The organism is Kaistella sp. (assembly GCF_041824135.1).
GTDB lineage: Bacteria > Bacteroidota > Bacteroidia > Flavobacteriales > Weeksellaceae > Kaistella.
The window spans coordinates 46754-64122 of the sequence record NZ_JBGZYM010000093.1 but is presented as its reverse complement, the minus strand read 5'-3'; the positions used below and the strand labels follow the sequence as shown (position 1 = coordinate 64122).

Genomic DNA, 17369 nt, shown 5'->3' with positions numbered 1-17369 from the left:
ATCTTTCATGAAATAAGTCGCGCCTGTGTTGATGTAAGAATGGATGAATGAAATCCCACCATAACGGGATATTAAAAGCGCTACAATCAGCGGTCCTGCTGCGAATCCTAATTTAATCGGTACCGGCAAACTTGGAATTACTATCGGAATGGAACCTAAAATAACTCCTAATAACAAACCTCCGAATAGCGATAGGAAATCGGGTTCTAACAACTTCTTTTCAGAATTTCCGATGATCTTCTCCACCGTTTCAATCGCTTCTTCAGAACCGATCACCCGTAATTTATCGCCGTAAAATAGTTCAAGTGAAGGTCTTGGTAAAATTTCTCGTCCGGCCCGGAAAACACGGGTAACCTTTAGATCAAATGTATTGTATAAATCTAATTCTGAAAGTTTTTTATGGATCACTTTAGAATTGGTGACGTAAATGTTCTTTTTACTTATTTGTTTATCAGACTCAATAAAAAGATCCGTGGATGGACGACCAACTGTTGCGGTAAAATCATCCAAGTCTTTTTCTAAACCGACCAACATGAGAACATCCCGATCCTGCAGCTGAATATCCATTGTTGGAGATTTCACCGCCACGCTTCCACTATGTTTCAAGCGTGAGATAACAATTTCCCGTCCGAAATCTTTTATAGTTTGATGTAAGGTCTTTCCAAAATAATCAGGATTAGTAACCCGAATTTTCTTATGAACCAAGGGTAATTCGCGGTTGATTTTTGACTTCCGGAATTTTTTCATTTCTTCATCAGGATCGATTTTAAGTAGCAACTTTGAAACAATGATAGTTGCAATAATCCCGAAAACTCCCAAAGGGTAAGTGATGGCATAACCGATTGTGGGATCGCCAAACTTTTTGTCAGGAAATGAATTGGTTATTTCTTCTATTGTATTTTTAGCTGCTCCTAAACCAGGTGTATTCGTTACCGAACCACTCATGATCCCTACTAAATCTTCGATCTTAAGACCAGTGAAATAAAATAGTATGACTGTAATAATTCCACCTAAAAGAACCGTGGAAACGGCCAGTATATTAAATTTTAAACCTTCATTTTTAAAGGAAGAGAAAAAAGACGGTCCGACTTGCAAACCAATTCCGTAAACGAAAAGGATCAAACCAAAGTCACGGATAAAATCTAAAATCCCAGGTTGAATTCGATATCCAAAATGGCCTAAAATTAATCCGGTAAACATCACGGCAGAAACGCCGAAAGTGATTTTCCCCATTTTTAATCTGCCAAAAAAAACACCGGTACCGATAGCGAGCATAATTGCAACAATAGATTGCGTTACCGTTGGAACTTCGCCCGGCAATAAAAGTAATTTTAACCAATCAAACATCTTCTCTATTTTTATTTCTCTGCAAAATTAAGGTTAATAAACTCCAATACAGAATAGTATCAAATGAAATGTGTCACCTTTGAATCCTGCATTTCTAACTGTTGATCATTCGAATTCCGATACTGCAGCGGAGACACTCTTTTTTCTGACAGAAATTGCGGTAATGAAAAAGCAATGACTGTGTTTCGAGTGCATTTTTAGGTTTCACTTTTAAAGATTTCCATTGGTCGATAATCGTGTTTTTCTCAGGTGAGATATTTTGATACAGGGTCAGGATTTCATCTGGAATATTTTCGTCCGTATTTTTATGGTAGGTATATTTTAAAGGTAAAACCGCGTTGATTAGAACTAATTCTACGAATTCCTTGGTTAAAGTCTTCTCCCCTTGGACCGTTGAGATTTTACCAAAATTGAAACGGTTATCCCAATATTCGCTGGCTTTTACGGTAGAAAAAATCTGATTGATGTCGTTAATATTTTTTGCATTGATTAATTTCGAAAACAGATTCTGGTTTTGATGATACAATGAAGCCAGTTGAGAAAGCCGAATGGTAGGGAAATTAGGCGGTCTTAATTTTGAAAATTTCGGATGAATATAGAATTCAGGAAGTTGATATTTTACTTTTAAGAATTCAAACTCTCTTTTCCAAATTTTAGTTTCTTCATCAGTGGGTTTTTCCAGCCAGTTGCATATTCCGAATAATAGTGCTTCGAGTTGCGTTTGGTTCTGCCTGATCTTGTTGAAAATAGTATAATCAATGCTTTCGGCGAGTTGTTTGAAAAGGAGTGCATTTACTTTTAAACCAAATGCATACGCCAGTTGCTGAAATAATATCGCTTCGTAATTATTTTGATAAAGCTTTAGAGAATCTTCAATTTCGATGGATTTTTCATCTAGCTTTTTTAGCAGATTTTCTTCATGGAAATTAAAAGGCAGATCGTTTGGATTAAAAATTTTTTCACAAGGAATAAATTGGGTCTCTTGAAGTAAAGATTCATATTTAGAAAGAAGATTTTCGTCGATATAATTTTTCAGTTCTAAAGTCGGAATGTTCTTATTTGTAAATTCCTCCAGTTCAATATCATGAACAAAAACTATGTGAGCGATAATGTTTTCAAATTCTGGATTGCCTGAATGTTTATGAAAAATCCAGTCGGAAGACTTAACATGAAGCTCTATATTTCCGGCAATAACTAAACCGTTGGTTTTTATTTTACCGAAAAGAAAATCCGGTCCTGAATCGAAATTCCATCTTCCGAAATCTAATATCTCGAGGTCATTTCCATCCACATCTTTGAAATCAAAGCTTTTAAAAATTTTGAAATTCCAGAGATATTGAAGTAACTTTTCGTTCATTAGATTTCACGCCATGACGCAATGTATTACGCCATGATAGTAGGTTTGGAGATGATGCCTTTTAGCTTTATAATAAAACTTATAAATTATTTACAATTCTGTGAATACCATCTTTAATAAATTTTTCATTAAAATTTATTAATAGCGCTAATTTTAAATTAGAAAGCTTTAGATACGTGAGAGTTTGTGCATAATGTACAGGATGAAGTTTTTCGACACTTTTCAATTCGATAATCACTTTATCCTGAACCAATAAATCTATTTTGTATCCAACCTCCATCATTATGTTCTTATAATGAAATGGCATTGCGCACTGTTGCTTCACAGATAAACCTCTTTCCCGCAGTTCGTATAAAAGTGCTGATTCATATGCGCTTTCAAGTAGTCCTGGACCAACCTCACGATGTAAGTCTAAACTCGCACCCACAATTTGATATGCAATTTCATTTTCTGTCATAATATTGAAAAAAATATTAGTAACATTGCGTAAAGTCATTGCGACTTTGCGCGAAATAATATTACAAAGTAACAAACCAAATTCTAAATGGGAAAGAGTGAAAAGACTATTTTTTGAAGTTACTTAATGTATCGTCATACATTTTTTCGTAAAGTGGCAAAATGTTTTTGAGATCAAATCTTAAAGCTTGGTCTTTAGCGTTTTTCTTCATCTGCGTCAATAAATTCTCGTCGCTCAAAAGTTTAATGGTGTAATTGCTCATGGCTTCGATATTCCCAATTTCTGCAAGAAAACCGGTCTCACCCTGAATATTTACTTCTGGAATTCCACCGGCGTTAGAACTGATTACCGGCGTTTCTGCCGCCATTGCTTCCAATGCTGCCAAACCAAAACTTTCCTGTTCCGATGGAAGCAAGAATACATCTGATAATTGTAGAATTCGGTACAAATCATTTACTTTCCCGAGCAAACGAACTTTCCCGATAAGATCTGGATGTTCTTCTAAAAACTGGTTGATAACTTCCATATCAGGACCTTCGCCAATAATGATGAGCATCGATTTTACGCGTGTATTCACATTTTTAAAAATCTGCAAAACGTCTTCAACTCTTTTTACAGGACGAAGATTGGAAACATGAATCAGAATTTTTTCGTCGTCCGTGGCGAACTGTCGTCGTTGGCAATCTGTATTGATTTTGAATTCATCATTATCAATAAAGTTCGTAATTACTTTTATTTCTTTGGTGATTTTAAACAACTGTAAAGTGTCTTTTTTTAGACTTTCCGAAACTGAAGTGATGGTATCTGATTGATTGATAGAGAATTCTACCGCATGTTTGTAACTTGGGTGTTGTCCTACCAAAGTGATATCCGTTCCGTGTAGCGTCGTGACCAAAGGAATATCTTTGCCTTCTTCCTTTAGCATTTGTTTTGCTGTAAATGCAGCATAAGCATACGGAATCGCGTAATGTGCATGAAGTAGATCCAGTTTGTACAAATTCACCACGCGATATATCATCGACGAAAGTGCGATATCATACGGCTGATATTGAAAAAGTGGATACGTCTGAACATTTACTTTATGGAAAAAAATATTGGGATTGGTAATGTCTAATCTTGCAGGTAGCGCTGAACTTATAAAATGAACTTCATAGCCTTTGTCAGCGAGTGCCATACCAAGTTCTGTAGCAACGATGCCACTTCCACCATAAGTGGGATAACAGAGAATTCCGATTTTCATGTGATTTGTTTTTAAATTGAAATTACTCAATTACTGTTTTTATTTTTGTTGGAAGGTCTATTCTGGAAGAAGGGTTAAGTTCTAAACCCATTCCTGCTTTTAAATGGTCATTCACTAAAACCGGAAGTTTTCCCCAAATTTTAGTTTGTCCACCAAATGCTTTTGCTGTTGCGATCATCGAGTCATCGTTGTTCTCGTACGAAACTAAAACGGTAGAAATTTTAGAAATATCAACATCTCTTAAAGCGTAAGCAGATCCAAAAACGTTTAATATTACATTTTGATTTTTAGCTAAATCTGCCAGGATTTTTTTACTCTCGGTAGAGATTTTATAAGATTTATAAGCGGTAGAATTATCTTTATGAAAACCAACGATCACTTTAGAATTTGCCGGAATTGAAGAGATTTCAGAAGCTTTTTTTAGAATAATGGTCGAATTCAAATTTAACTGATCTATAAATGTTTGATAAGGCGCTTCTTCTACGGGAACATAATAGTAAGTTTCCTTACAGTTTAACGGAAGCATTTTTTTTTCATCCTTAATTAAAGTCAAGGCGTTGGAATACATTTTCTGAACAATCGCGGAGTGAGAAGCGTTGTTTAAATCTTCATTAATGTTTTGTGGATTTCTAGGTTCATATTGGTTTAAACCTAAATAATATTTGGTTAAAAGAATCTTCTTCACACTTTCCTCAACTCTATTTTGAGATATTTCACCTTTGTCGATGGCTTGCTGAATGAGCTTTTTTCCTGTGGAGACATCTTGAGAAAAGAGCATAATATCATTTCCAGCTGAGAAAGCCATTGCATCTAATTCGCCCGCCTTAAATTTATTGGCAACTGCACCCATATTGAGCGCGTCAGTAATGATTAAACCTTTGTATCCTAATTGGTCCTTTAAAATTCCAGTAATAATATTTTTAGAAATTGACGCTGGAATACCTTTCGTTTTTTCTAGGGCTGGCACATATAAATGCGCAACCATAACGCCACCGATTCCTTTATCCATCAATGCTTTGAAAGGTGCGATTTCTATTTCATTTAATCTTTTTAAAGAATGAGAAATAACAGGAAGGTCGAGGTGCGAATCCTGGTCGGTATCGCCGTGTCCCGGGAAATGCTTGATTGCCGCTAAAATATTATTGTCTTGTAAACCATTAGAATAAGCCAGAGCAGAGCTGATAACATTCGGAACTTCTGAACCGAAACTTCTATTACCAATAATCGGATTATTAGGATTCGTATTCACATCAACAACAGGCGCGAAATCCCAGTTAATTCCCATTCTTTCCGCATCTTCAGCAATCTTAGCGGACATTTCCGAAATCAAACTTTTGTCCTGAATTGCTCCTAAAGTCATCGCCCAGGGAAACTTGTGTGCAGCCGCAATTCTTTGAAACAGTCCCCATTCAGCATCCATTCCAATCATTAAAGGAATTTTTGATTTTTTCTGAAATTCATTGACTAAATTAATTTCTTTTGCAGCATCGTCCTGCATCAATATTAATCCGCCGATTTTTTCATTAACTACCATATTTCTTACGGTGTTAATATGAGCTTCATCTTTATTGGTGTATAAGGCTACGATAAAAAGCTGTCCTAATTTTTCATCTTGAGAAAGAGCGTTGTAAGTTTTGGAAACCCATTGATTTGCCTTTTCAATTTCTGCTGGAGAAATATTCTTGGGTTGATATTGAGCCTTTGTAATAAGGGAAAAGCAAAATAGGACTATAATAGAAAAAGATACTTTTATCTTAATGTTTTTCATTTTTTAAAATATGGTAAACAAAAATACAATTTTTAATTTTTAAATGGTGTTTCTAATGGCATACAAATTGACTATCAAAAACTACTAATCCTTTAAAGTTTTAAAAATGAAAAAATATTTTACCTTACTGCTGATGGCAATATTCAGTTTTGCTGCAGTTAGTTGTGATACCAGAAATGATGATGTGATTGTTCAAGACAATGATACTTATCCAGTTGTGCTTGATATTAATAATGTGAATTTTTCTAATGATGCTACAAATGGCTATTTTATCAGCAGATCATTTACGACTCCTTTAGTTAGCACTGATGTGGTGTTAATTTATAGAAAAGCAGGTTCTGCTTCGGATGGTTCCGCTGTTTGGCAGTCAATTCCAAGAACGCTTTATTTAGATGCTGGAAATGAATTAGATTACGATTTCGATTTTAGCAGAAATGATATTATGATTTACGCAAACGGAAATTATGATATTTCGACGACTCCTCAATATTTAAATGGTCAAACGTTTCGAGTAGTTTTAGTACCTGCTTCTACAGGTGGTAAAAATGCAAATGTAGATTACTCTGATTATGAAAGTGTTGTCAAATATTTTAAAATTGACGATTCTAAAGTAAAAGGTTTCTAAATTGTAAACCATCTTTATAAAATATTAAACCATCGCAATTGCGGTGGTTTTTCTGTTTGAAATCAGGTTTAAAGCATCGGTTTTAATTTCATAATTGATGATAATTCAGTAGCTTTATCAATTGAATTACTAACTTAAATTTTTAATAATGAGCGTTCATATTGCAGCTAAAAAAGGAGAAATTGCTAAAACGGTGTTACAACCAGGAGATCCTTTAAGAGCAAAATACATTGCAGATCATTTTTTAACAGACGTAAAATTGGTCAGCAAAACACGAAATATTTTTTACTTTACGGGTCTTTACAAAGGGAAAGAAGTTTCCGTAGGCGCGAGTGGTATGGGAATCCCAAGTATCGGAATTTATTCTTATGAATTATTTACGGAATTCGATGTTGATACGATTATCCGAATTGGAACTTGCGGCGCTTATACCGACGAGTTAAAAGTATATGACCTACTGAACGTAGAACATGCAGCCAGCGAATCTACTTATGCAAAATTTGCCTGGGAAATTGAAGAGGATTTATTATCCCATCAAGGAACAGCTTTTGGATTGATCAATGAGTCGGCGAAAGATTTATCATTAAATTTAAAATCAACGAATATTCATACCAGTGATATTTTCTATAGAAAAAATCTTGCTCTTCCTACCATTGCTTCGAAATACAATTGTTCAGCTGTAGAAATGGAAGCATTTGCTCTTTTTGCGAATGCTCAGTATTTAGGTAAAAATGCAGCCACTATTCTGACGGTCTCAGATGTGATTCCAACCGGTGATCAAATTTCTGCTGATCAAAGAGAAACAGCGCTAACACCAATGATTGAGTTGGCTTTAGAAACAGCGATTATAATGTAAAGAATTAAAGACTGGGTTGATCGTCTTCAAGAAGATGACCAAAATAGTCTTTTTTAGTTTTTAAATAAGCTTCACTTTCCTTTGTAGAGTCCATCTGCAAAGGAATTCTTTTGTTTAACCGGATGTTGCTGTCGGTAACGAATTTAAGTTTTTGCGGATTGTTAGTTAAGAGATTGACTTCTTTTACGTTCAGAATGTTAAGTATTTCAATCGCAACATCGAAGTTCCTATCATCAGCAGGTAGTCCTAATTCTAAGTTAGCTTCAACGGTGTCAAAACCTTTTTCCTGCAAAGCATAAGCTTTTAATTTATTTATGATTCCAATATTTCTACCTTCCTGTCTGAGATATACAATGATTCCACCATTTTTGTAGATGAAATTCATGGCTGCATCAAGCTGTTGACCGCACTCACATTTTTTAGAGTGAAAAACTTCTCCAGTAATACATTCTGAATGAAAGCGAACATTAACCGGTTTTGTAAAATCAGTGTTTTTAGCAACAACGGCAAGATGAGGCATCCAGTCGCTCTCTGATTCCGAAAATGCAATCATACGAAATTCCCCATATTCTGTAGGAACGTTTGATTCAGCTTGAATTTTTAACATGGATTATTTTGCTATTTTGGAGAGATCGCGGTGGAGTCTTTGGAAATATTACTTTCGAGAAAAGTCATATTGGTTTTAATTCTGACCAAATATCTGTTGAGAACTTGATCATCATCTTTGTTCAAATATTTTCTAAGCTTCTGAAGCTTTTTATATGATTTTTCGAAATTTCTTTGGGAAGTATTGAGTCCGTTCATATTGTAAGCTTCCATAGCTCCGATATAATCTTTCAGATAATATTTAAGTTTACCTACTTCCTCATTAACAGCATCATTCTTAAACTTAGGAAAGGAGGTTATTAGATTGCTGATTTCTGAAGAATAAACGATGAGATTTTTCCGTTCGCGGTAAGAATATATTTCGCTAGAACTACTCATCGTCCCAATCGGAGAAAGATTTATTTTTTCCGCAGAACAGGATGCCGCCAAAAGCAGTAATAGAATATAGCAAAAGTTCGATTTACGCATTTTTCACATTTTGATATAGGATCGGATTAAGACTTTCATCATTGTACATTTTCATCTGTTTATACACCTTCATCTTAATATTACCGTTCTCTATATCAAAAAGCAATTGATCGATTGCTTCAGAAAGATCTTTTTGTTGTTCTAACAAAGTGTTAAGCTTTGCAGAGCAGTTTTTTCTGTGTTCATCACTTGCAGACTCACGATGAGCTTCAAGTTTCATATGATAGACTTTTAATGCTAAAATCGAAAGACGGTCCACTGCCCAGGCAGGAGTTTCCGAATTAAGTTTAGCGTCTGTATTTGGAGAAATATTTTGATATTTTTGTAGGAACCAACTGTCGATGAACTCTACCAAATCAGTTCTTTTCTGATTAGAAGAGTCTATTGTTCTTTTTAACTTTAAAGCTTCAGTTGGATCAATATTTTCATCTCGAATAATGTCCTCCAAATGCCATTGAACGGTATCAATCCAGTTCTTTGCATACAAAAGATGTTCCAAACTGTCTTTCGAATAAGGATTATTTACCTGGGTTTTTACATGATCAGTAAGATGATAATCATCAATTGATTGGTTGAAAACTTTCCAGGCAGTTTCTGTAAAATTCATCGAGGTCTTTTTTAAGGGGTCGTAGAACTAGAATTGCTGGTTGGCTCTTCCGGTTTTTTTGCTTCATCTTCTTTCACTGCATCTTTAAATTCCTTAATTCCAGAACCTAAACCTCTCATCATTTCAGGTATTTTTCGACCGCCAAAGAAAACCAAAATAATGATTCCGACAATCAGTAAATGTTGCCAAGAAATTGCTAGTATTGTAAGTGTATCCATCTTCTATATTTTATACAAAGTTATATTATTTTTTTAATTCACCCAACCTAAAGGGTCAACAGGATTGCTGCCATTCCAAATCTGAAAATCCAAGGTATAGCTACCATCGAAATCAGCTCCAACTACGCCCATAGACGTTCCAGCTGAAACTTGCTGATTCGCAGAAACCATTGTGCTTGAAAGATTTGCGTAGATGGTGAAATAATCACCATGCTTTACAATCACCATTTTTGAACCGTCTCCAGAAGCTATCACACGGGAAACAGTCCCCGGAGCGATGCATTTTGCGACAGTGCCTTTGGTTACAGCAATTTTTACGCCGTTATTCTCTTCTACGATATTCTTGAAAACAGGATGTGGTTGTCTTCCAAATCGATGGGTAATCGTACCGTAAACTGGCATGCCCATTTTTCCGCGATTAGCAGCGAAATTACTCCCAAGATTCGGCGCAACGCCGAAGTTGGTCATTGCTTTTGTTTCTGCAGCTTTCTTTTCGTCATCGTTTTTTTTAGCCATCGTGGCTTCTGCTGCTCTGGCAGAAGCTGCTCTGTCTGCAGCTGCTTTTGCATTTGCAGCTGCTTCAACTGCATCTTTTGCTGCTGCAATTCGTCGCGTTTCTGCTCTTTCTGCATCAGCAGCTTTTTTGGTGTCTTCTGATTTTTTTGCATCAGCTGCAGCGGCAATTTTCGATCTTTCTACTTCTTCAGCTGCTTTTCTTTCAGAGATTTCTTTTAATCTTCGCGCTTCATCATCAGCTTTCTTCTTTTCTAAAGCTAAAGCTTCCATTCTGGCTTTGTTCTCTGCCTCGATTTTTGCCTTCTCTTTCTCAGCGGCAATTTTTGCAAGACGAATTTTTTCGGCTTCTATTTTTCTGTTTTCGGCTTCTTTTGCTTTAGCGATTCTAATTTCCTCCGCAATGATCGATCGAATCTGACCTTCTAACTGTTTTGATTCAGCCTGTTTTTGTTTAAGTTCCGAAGTAAGTTGAACTTCATTTTTCTTAAATTCTTCTAAAAGGGTTTGCTTTGTTTTTTTCTCAGCTGCAATGGTCAACAAGTCTTTCTGCTGATTTGACAAGATCATCTCTTTATCCTTAACAGATTTCTGTTTTAAGGTAATATTTTCCTGAAGAACTTTTGCCGCAGTTGAAATTTCTGCTGCTTTTTTGTCCTGATAATCTGAGTAATCTTTTAAATACTGAATTCTTCTAAGTGCTTCACCTAAATTTTTGGAGGATAAAATAAAAGTTACTTTATTCTGGGAACCTTTGTTTTTATATGCTTTTACAAGAACTTCTGCATAATTTTTTCTTAAAACAGCAAGCTCCCGATTTTGACGATTAATCTCTAATTGACGTAAATAAATTTCGTCCTCAATTAATCTTTTTTCTTTTTGAGTATTGGTGTAAACTTTTTCCCGAAGTCCAATTTTTTTCTCTACTTCATTTAAATAAGCAACTGAAAGTTTTGATTGTTGCTGGGTTTTCGCCAAGTTGACATTGATATTCGAAATTTGTTTTTTTAGTTCCGCATTCTGCTTTTGAAGTTGTTCCTTCTTCTGCGCAGAAAAAAAGCCGAACAGAAAAATTCCTATTAAAAAGCTTAGTCTTTTAATCATTTGATCTCAGTTTTCGTATAATTAGTGGGAACGGAATACGGCACTTCCATTTTTGAACTATCAAATCTCGTGTTTTCTAATAAAATTTGGCTGTTTTTTGACCCTTTTATCATTATTTTAACATTTTTCGGAAGTCGAATAGTTTCGAAATTTTCCCATAAAGCGTAGGAAACTTCCAGTTCATCTGACGCATCAATTTTTTTCAATACGACATTTTCCAACTCCATTTGATCATTATACCTCAATGCAGCAGAATATTCAGAAACATTTCCATTGGTTTTGAAGCTTAAGTTTTTCACCGAAGTTAAAAGATAACCTTGCGCATTTTTAGTGACTTTAAAATCCTTATCGTTTACCGGAATAAAAGTTTTTCCTAACAACAGATTTTGAAAAGCTCCATAATCAATGAAATTCACATTTAACAATGAATTCAAGTAGGTGAAGTCAGACTCAATGTAAGTCTTGTTCAATTTCTCGTAACCTTTAATTCCCTCGGGAGTTGCAACTCCTCGTCCGACATTCAGGAAAATCGCAATCATATTGATCCAGACTTTTTTGTCTTTCTCAATATAAATTGTTGCATCTAAAGGTGGAATAAATTTACCTGTTTCTGCTGTGATTTTTGAATTGATTTTGAGTTGCTGAAAATCGGTCTTTTCGTTAATTTTCTTAAAGAAGCTTGCGGTTGAAGCAATCGGAGTATTGGTATTGATTGGATTTTCAACAGCCGTTCTTGTTTTACAAGAAATCAACGATATCATTAAACCAGTTGCGAGGATATATTTTTTCATTTATTTTTATTTAAACTTTGCACCAAAGTTTACAATATTAACGCCAAACCACACAAATTGTTTTGTGTGGTTTGCTCGGTTTTGTTTTAGCTCAGCTTAATGACTTGCACCTTTCGACAGAAAATCCAAAACAGAAAAGTCTCCCAAAGAAATTTCTCTGGCAACTCCGTAATATTCAGCAGAATTACCGATCATAGAATTGCTTAAATTTCCGTGATCAATGGTGGTGTTTTCCTGAATTAATGAATTATCAATATTTGAATTAATCACCTTGGTATTGTTTCCTAACGAAACTCTAGGTCCAATTTTTGAATTTGATATTTCTACATTTTCGCCAATAAAACATGGTGGAATGATTAAGCAGTTTTCAATTTTTGCAGAAGCTGGATATTGTGCAACGTTTTCTCTCTCATATTCTAATACTTTTCCGTTCGTATCAACTGTTGCATTTTTATTTCCGCAATCCATCCAGTCATCTACTTTACCTAAAGAGAATTTCGCTCCTTTTTGACGTAGGTTTTCTAAGGCGGTCGTTAATTGAAATTCACCACCTTCTTTAATATCATTATCCATGATATAGTTGATCTCTTCCATTAGTTTTTCAGCAGAATTGAAATAGTAGATTCCAATAATGGCTAAATCTGAAACAAAGTCTTTCGGCTTTTCTACGAAATCGGTTATGAAACCATAATCGTCTAATTTTACAACTCCAAAGGCAGAAGGATCATCTACTTTTTTCACCCAAATTACACCATCGGAATTTTTATCTAAAATAAAGTCTGCTTTAAATAAGGTATCCGCAAAAGCTACAACTACATTTCCCTGCATGGATTTTTCGGCACATTTAATTGCATGTGCTGTTCCAAGTGGTTCGTCCTGCGTATAAACGGTTCCTTTTGCACCTAAACTTTCAGCGATCTGAATTAAAGAGGCTTCAACTTCAGCTCCGAAATCTCCAATAATAAATGCGATTTCGTCGATTTTTTCACCAGCTACTTTGGTAATGTCTTCTACCAAACGTTGAACGATCGGTTTACCTGCAATTGGGATTAAAGGTTTTGGAACTGTTAAAGTATGCGGTCTTAATCTGGAGCCACGTCCGGCCATTGGAACTATTATCTTCATAATTTATTTTTAATTTTACTCATCTATTGAACTCAATCAATTTTAATAATGAGATGTATTTTTATTTATAATTGAGTACTTCCGAATCCCCCGACTCCACGCTCGGTTTCATTGATTTCAGCAACTTCTTGCCATTCTGCAGTTTCGTATTTTGCGATCACCATTTGGGCAATTCGGTCACCGTTATTGATGCTAAAATCCTCGGTCGACAAATTTACTAAAATAACCCCAATTTCTCCGCGGTAATCTGCGTCGATTGTTCCAGGCGCATTGAGAACAGAGATTCCATTTTTTATGGCTAATCCACTTCTTGGCCTTACCTGAGCTTCAAAACCTTCTGGCAGCTCCAAAAATAATCCGGTTGGAATTAATTTTCTTTCCAGTGATTTTAAAGTAATCGCTTCTTTAAGGTTAGCATATAAATCCATTCCGGCAGAAAGTGCAGTCTGGTATTTGGGTAAAGGATGTTGCGATTTATTGATGACTTTTATTTTCATATCTAAGCTTTTCTTAATTTTTTTAAAGTGTCTTTTTCAAAATACAAAACGATGGCTAAAAACACAATTAATAATGCGTTTCCAATGAGTAGATTTCCATCAAGAACATAATACGAAACCAAAGAAAACAGAATGCTTACACTCAAGTATCCTATGATCTTTTTCATGTGATACGGAACGGGATAAAAATATTGACCGAGAAAATAAGAAACGGTCATCATTGAAAAATAACTTAAAAATGTTCCCCAGGTAGAAGCCCAATATCCGTAAGATGGAATAAAATAAACATTAACAGCGATGGTAACTGCTGCACCTAAAACGGAGATGTACGCGCCAAAAATAGTCTTGTCAGAAAGTTTATACCAAACAGACATATTCAGATAAATCCCTAAGAAAACCGCCGCGATTAAAACAATCGGCACAATCGGGATTCCTTCGTTGTAAGCAGGATTTGAAAGATAAAGTTCAGCCAGCCAATTCAAATTGGCACATAATGCTAATAAAATAATGCAGTTGACGATCACGAACATATCCATCAATTTGGCATATGCCTGACCCGAATTTTCTTTCTTTGCATGCGAGAAAAAGAAAGGTTCAATTCCCAAAAGATAGGCTTGACGAAACAAAGTAAGAAACGTTACGATTTTACAAACTGCACCATAGATCGCCATTTGTTCAGTGTTTATTCCATCGGGTAAAAGATATTTTAAGAACTGGCGATCCATTGTTTCATTAATAACTCCAGCCAAACCTGCAATGGTAATTGGCCAGGAATACGCCATCATTTTTCTCCAAAGTTTTGAATCAAAAGCAGCGATTCGTACTGATTTTATTTCCTGAGCAAGTAATATAAATGTTACCGCACTTGCAACCAAGTTGGCGACAAACACATATCCAATTCCAAATTCTTTATTGTAACGAATTCCCAAAAATCCGTTTTCTCCTAATCGAGGCAGAATAACGATGAAGAAAAGAACCAAAAGGAAGTTGATAACTCCGTTAATAATTTTAATTAAAGCGAACTTTTTCGGCCGTCCAGTTTTCCTTAAAATGACAAAAGGCATAGTTGAAAGTCCATCCAAACCGAGAACAAAAAGCATCATCGTGAGAAGATTGATTTGGTCAGGCGTTTTGAAGGCAACTGCTAAATTCTGCCGGAAAATAAAAGCGAATAACATAAAAATCAGAGACGCAGCAATGACACTAATGGTCGCAGTAGAAATTAATTTCTTGGTATCTTCTTCTTTTTCTGCAAAACGGAAAAAAGTAGTTTCCATTCCGTGAGAAAGTAAAACGATGATGATTCCGGCAACCGAATAAAAATCGATAAATGGAGCCAGCGATTGTGGACCAAACGCATTCGTAACAAACGGACTGATGATAAATGGAAATAACCGAATTACGACGGTGCTTAATCCATAGATCGCAGTTTGTCCCAATAATTTTTTATACAAAATTTCTGAATTTCTGCAAATATAATTAAATAGATTCGAGCGGGGAAAATTTAAAATTTTGGCGTAACCTGAACTCTTTATTTTTTTCACCACGAATTCACGAATTTAATTCTGTTGAAGAAACATTTGTTAAATTGTGGCTTTAATGAAAGTATTAATTTTTTTATTTTTGAAATAAAGTGGGAAGCATTTCTAAACCATTTTTAAATATTAAATTTGGGAAACTGATTTCCAAAGTGAATCTCACCCCAATAATCTTTAAATCTACTTTCTTATACAATGAAAATTCTAATTAAAAACGCCAAAATTGTCAATGAAAATCAAATTTTTGAAAGTGATCTTCTTATCGAAAATGATCTAATATCAAAAATCGGAGAGAATTTAGCTGAAGAAAATGTTGATCAGATTATTGATGCTACTGGAAAATATCTTCTGCCAGGAATCATTGATGATCAAGTTCATTTTCGAGAACCGGGTTTGACCTGGAAAGGTGATATTGAAAGTGAATCAAGAGCTGCAATTGCTGGCGGAATTACCAGTTTTATGGAACAGCCGAATACCGTTCCGAATGCAGTGACTCAGGAATTATTAGAAGAAAAATATAAAATTGCAGCAGAAAAATCGTTTGCCAACTACTCTTTTATGATGGGTGGAACCAATGATAATTTGGAAGAGGTTTTAAAAACCAATCCCCGAAATGTCGCTGGAATAAAATTGTTCCTCGGTTCTTCAACTGGAAATATGTTGGTTGATAATCCCGAAACTTTAGAAAAGATTTTCAGCAGCACAAAAATGCTGATTGCTGTTCATTGTGAAGACGAAGCGACCATCAGAAAAAATACAGAATTAGCGAAAGAAAAATACGATGAAGAGATTCCTGTAAACCAACATCATTTAATTAGAAGCGAAGAAGCGTGTTATATTTCTTCTTCAAAAGCGGTGGAGCTGGCAAAAAAAACTGGAGCGAGATTACATATTTTCCATCTTTCCACCGCAAAAGAAACTGAGCTTTTTAGAAATGATATTCAGTTAAAAGATAAAAAAATAACGGCTGAAGTTTGTGTGCATCATCTTACTTTCACCAATGAAGATTACGAAACCAAAGGTAATTTCATCAAGTGGAATCCTGCCGTAAAAACTCAAAAAGATAAAGACGGATTGTGGGAAGCTTTGTTGGACGATCGAATTGATATTATAGCGACTGATCACGCGCCGCACACTTTGGAGGAAAAATCTCAAACCTATTTAAAAGCTCCTTCTGGCGGACCTTTAGTTCAACATGCTTTAAATGTGATGTTGGAGAATTTTAAAAATGGTAAGATTTCTTTAGAGAAAATCGTTCAGAAAATGTGTCATAATCCGGCCATTCTTTTTGAAATCGAAAAGCGTGGATTTATTAAAGAAGGATTTAAAGCAGATTTGGTTTTGGTTGATTTAAATGATGGTTACACGGTTTCCAAAGAAAATATTTTATACAAATGTGGTTGGAGCCCGTTGGAAGGAATGGAGTTTCATTCTAAAATCACGCATACTTTCGTTAATGGTTTCCTGGCTTTTTCAGGTGGAAAAGTTTCCGAAGAAAAGCATGGTGAAAGATTGCTTTTTGACCGATTAGCGTAAGCTTAAATTATATTTTCATTTTCCTATAAATTACGAGTCTAAAAAAGTTGAATTAATGAGATCAAAACTTTTACAGATTATCTTAATCATCATTTTCGTTATTGACTTGTTTTTGATTTTCAGTAATCAAACAGAATTGCGATTTTTTACCAAGCCTATTTTACTTCCTGTTTTGATCTTAATTTATATCTCAGGAGCAAAATCGGAGAAAATTGAGCTTACTCCATTTTTTTTGGCGGGATTGGTACTTAGTTTTTTCGGGGATTTATTTCTTCTCTTTAAATGGGGTTTTCTGCCTGGATTAGGCAGCTTTTTATTGGCTCATCTATTTTATATTATTTCTTTTAAGAAAAAACTACAAAAAGATATTTCGGAATTTTGGCCGATTATTCTTAGTCTCTATGCCTCAATTTTACTCTTTTTTCTTTTTCCTTATTTAAAAGAAATGAAAATTCCAGTAATTATTTATGCTGTTGTAATTGCTACGATGATGTACAACGCTATTAAAACGCACAACAGAAACTTGATTATTGGAGCGCTTTTATTTCTAATTTCAGATACGCTGCTTTCCGTATATCTGTTCTTGCAGCCTTTGATGATTCTCAATTTGTTGGTGATGACAACTTACATTTTGGCGCAATGGTTTTTAGTAAAAGGAATGCTCTCATCTAAAAATAATTAAAGGTTTTGAAACAATTTGAAAAAATATTCGTCTA

At 35.0% G+C, this 17369-nt stretch carries 18 protein-coding genes; 4 read left to right on the top strand and 14 right to left on the bottom strand.

Annotated features, from left to right (window positions below):
• The 5 genes from ACEYOS_RS11985 to ACEYOS_RS11965 form a co-directional block, all read right to left on the bottom strand.
• On the bottom strand, positions 1-1347 hold a 1347-nt coding region (locus tag ACEYOS_RS11985), incomplete at its 3' end, for an aspartate:alanine exchanger family transporter (RefSeq protein WP_373797584.1).
• Between the two features lie 94 nt (positions 1348-1441).
• Positions 1442-2704, bottom strand: a complete 1263-nt coding sequence (locus ACEYOS_RS11980) for a DUF2851 family protein (protein WP_373708835.1) — start codon at positions 2702-2704, stop codon at positions 1442-1444.
• 79 nt (positions 2705-2783) lie between these two features.
• On the bottom strand, positions 2784-3161 hold the full coding sequence (locus ACEYOS_RS11975) for a GxxExxY protein (RefSeq protein WP_373708836.1): 378 nt from the start codon (positions 3159-3161) through the stop codon (positions 2784-2786).
• Positions 3162-3267: 106 nt separating this feature from the next.
• Positions 3268-4401, bottom strand: a complete 1134-nt coding sequence (gene bshA, locus ACEYOS_RS11970; protein WP_373708837.1) for an N-acetyl-alpha-D-glucosaminyl L-malate synthase BshA — start codon at positions 4399-4401, stop codon at positions 3268-3270.
• A gap of 22 nt (positions 4402-4423) precedes the next feature.
• A complete protein-coding gene (locus ACEYOS_RS11965; RefSeq protein WP_373708838.1) occupies positions 4424-6169 on the bottom strand; it encodes a glycoside hydrolase family 3 protein in 1746 nt (581 codons plus the stop codon).
• Between the two features lie 106 nt (positions 6170-6275).
• Between ACEYOS_RS11965 and ACEYOS_RS11960 the strand changes: the two genes are divergently transcribed.
• Positions 6276-6794, top strand: a complete 519-nt coding sequence (locus ACEYOS_RS11960; RefSeq protein WP_373708839.1) for a hypothetical protein — start codon at positions 6276-6278, stop codon at positions 6792-6794.
• Positions 6795-6942: 148 nt separating this feature from the next.
• On the top strand, positions 6943-7650 hold the full coding sequence (gene deoD, locus ACEYOS_RS11955) for a purine-nucleoside phosphorylase (RefSeq protein WP_373708840.1): 708 nt from the start codon (positions 6943-6945) through the stop codon (positions 7648-7650).
• A gap of 4 nt (positions 7651-7654) precedes the next feature.
• Here deoD and ribA read toward each other — a convergent pair whose 3' ends face one another.
• The 9 genes from ribA to ACEYOS_RS11910 form a co-directional block, all read right to left on the bottom strand.
• Positions 7655-8257: a GTP cyclohydrolase II gene (gene ribA, locus ACEYOS_RS11950; protein WP_373708841.1), complete on the bottom strand. Its 603-nt coding sequence runs from the start codon at positions 8255-8257 to the stop codon at positions 7655-7657.
• Between the two features lie 11 nt (positions 8258-8268).
• Positions 8269-8724, bottom strand: a complete 456-nt coding sequence (locus ACEYOS_RS11945; RefSeq protein WP_373708842.1) for a hypothetical protein — start codon at positions 8722-8724, stop codon at positions 8269-8271.
• On the bottom strand, positions 8717-9331 hold the full coding sequence (locus tag ACEYOS_RS11940) for a DUF4254 domain-containing protein (RefSeq protein ID WP_373708843.1): 615 nt from the start codon (positions 9329-9331) through the stop codon (positions 8717-8719). The genes ACEYOS_RS11945 and ACEYOS_RS11940 overlap by 8 nt, the downstream gene beginning before the upstream one ends.
• A gap of 11 nt (positions 9332-9342) precedes the next feature.
• A complete protein-coding gene (locus ACEYOS_RS11935; protein WP_373708844.1) occupies positions 9343-9549 on the bottom strand; it encodes a twin-arginine translocase TatA/TatE family subunit in 207 nt (68 codons plus the stop codon).
• 33 nt (positions 9550-9582) lie between these two features.
• On the bottom strand, positions 9583-11166 hold the full coding sequence (locus ACEYOS_RS11930; RefSeq protein ID WP_373708845.1) for a peptidoglycan DD-metalloendopeptidase family protein: 1584 nt from the start codon (positions 11164-11166) through the stop codon (positions 9583-9585).
• Positions 11163-11957: a DUF4292 domain-containing protein gene (locus ACEYOS_RS11925; RefSeq protein ID WP_373708846.1), complete on the bottom strand. Its 795-nt coding sequence runs from the start codon at positions 11955-11957 to the stop codon at positions 11163-11165. The genes ACEYOS_RS11930 and ACEYOS_RS11925 overlap by 4 nt, the downstream gene beginning before the upstream one ends.
• A gap of 96 nt (positions 11958-12053) precedes the next feature.
• Complete coding sequence (locus ACEYOS_RS11920; RefSeq protein ID WP_373708847.1) at positions 12054-13082, bottom strand: sugar phosphate nucleotidyltransferase; 1029 nt, start codon at positions 13080-13082, stop codon at positions 12054-12056.
• Between the two features lie 65 nt (positions 13083-13147).
• A complete protein-coding gene (gene dut / locus ACEYOS_RS11915; RefSeq protein ID WP_373708848.1) occupies positions 13148-13579 on the bottom strand; it encodes a dUTP diphosphatase in 432 nt (143 codons plus the stop codon).
• Positions 13580-13581: 2 nt separating this feature from the next.
• Complete coding sequence (locus ACEYOS_RS11910; RefSeq protein WP_373739029.1) at positions 13582-15123, bottom strand: lipopolysaccharide biosynthesis protein; 1542 nt, start codon at positions 15121-15123, stop codon at positions 13582-13584.
• 189 nt (positions 15124-15312) lie between these two features.
• Here ACEYOS_RS11910 and ACEYOS_RS11905 point away from each other — a divergent pair, with 189 nt between their 5' ends.
• Complete coding sequence (locus ACEYOS_RS11905) at positions 15313-16653, top strand: dihydroorotase (RefSeq protein ID WP_373708850.1); 1341 nt, start codon at positions 15313-15315, stop codon at positions 16651-16653.
• Positions 16654-16708: 55 nt separating this feature from the next.
• Positions 16709-17335 carry a lysoplasmalogenase gene (locus ACEYOS_RS11900; protein ID WP_373708851.1) on the top strand — a complete coding sequence of 209 codons (627 nt, stop codon included), beginning with the start codon at positions 16709-16711 and terminating at the stop codon, positions 17333-17335.
• Positions 17336-17369: the final 34 nt, after the last annotated feature.

What these genes read in the sequence shown, in the direction of transcription:
- ACEYOS_RS11980 (WP_373708835.1), bottom strand. Translation starts at nt 2,704, where the DNA reads ATGAACGAAAAGTTACTTCAATATCTCTGGAATTTCAAAATTTTTAAA.
- ACEYOS_RS11975 (WP_373708836.1), bottom strand. Translation starts at nt 3,161, where the DNA reads ATGACAGAAAATGAAATTGCATATCAAATTGTGGGTGCGAGTTTAGAC.
- bshA (WP_373708837.1), bottom strand. Translation starts at nt 4,401, where the DNA reads ATGAAAATCGGAATTCTCTGTTATCCCACTTATGGTGGAAGTGGCATC.
- ACEYOS_RS11965 (WP_373708838.1), bottom strand. Translation starts at nt 6,169, where the DNA reads ATGAAAAACATTAAGATAAAAGTATCTTTTTCTATTATAGTCCTATTT.
- ACEYOS_RS11960 (WP_373708839.1), top strand. Translation starts at nt 6,276, where the DNA reads ATGAAAAAATATTTTACCTTACTGCTGATGGCAATATTCAGTTTTGCT.
- deoD (WP_373708840.1), top strand. Translation starts at nt 6,943, where the DNA reads ATGAGCGTTCATATTGCAGCTAAAAAAGGAGAAATTGCTAAAACGGTG.
- ribA (WP_373708841.1), bottom strand. Translation starts at nt 8,257, where the DNA reads ATGTTAAAAATTCAAGCTGAATCAAACGTTCCTACAGAATATGGGGAA.
- ACEYOS_RS11945 (WP_373708842.1), bottom strand. Translation starts at nt 8,724, where the DNA reads ATGCGTAAATCGAACTTTTGCTATATTCTATTACTGCTTTTGGCGGCA.
- ACEYOS_RS11940 (WP_373708843.1), bottom strand. Translation starts at nt 9,331, where the DNA reads ATGAATTTTACAGAAACTGCCTGGAAAGTTTTCAACCAATCAATTGAT.
- ACEYOS_RS11935 (WP_373708844.1), bottom strand. Translation starts at nt 9,549, where the DNA reads ATGGATACACTTACAATACTAGCAATTTCTTGGCAACATTTACTGATT.
- ACEYOS_RS11930 (WP_373708845.1), bottom strand. Translation starts at nt 11,166, where the DNA reads ATGATTAAAAGACTAAGCTTTTTAATAGGAATTTTTCTGTTCGGCTTT.
- ACEYOS_RS11925 (WP_373708846.1), bottom strand. Translation starts at nt 11,957, where the DNA reads ATGAAAAAATATATCCTCGCAACTGGTTTAATGATATCGTTGATTTCT.
- ACEYOS_RS11920 (WP_373708847.1), bottom strand. Translation starts at nt 13,082, where the DNA reads ATGAAGATAATAGTTCCAATGGCCGGACGTGGCTCCAGATTAAGACCG.
- dut (WP_373708848.1), bottom strand. Translation starts at nt 13,579, where the DNA reads ATGAAAATAAAAGTCATCAATAAATCGCAACATCCTTTACCCAAATAC.
- ACEYOS_RS11905 (WP_373708850.1), top strand. Translation starts at nt 15,313, where the DNA reads ATGAAAATTCTAATTAAAAACGCCAAAATTGTCAATGAAAATCAAATT.
- ACEYOS_RS11900 (WP_373708851.1), top strand. Translation starts at nt 16,709, where the DNA reads ATGAGATCAAAACTTTTACAGATTATCTTAATCATCATTTTCGTTATT.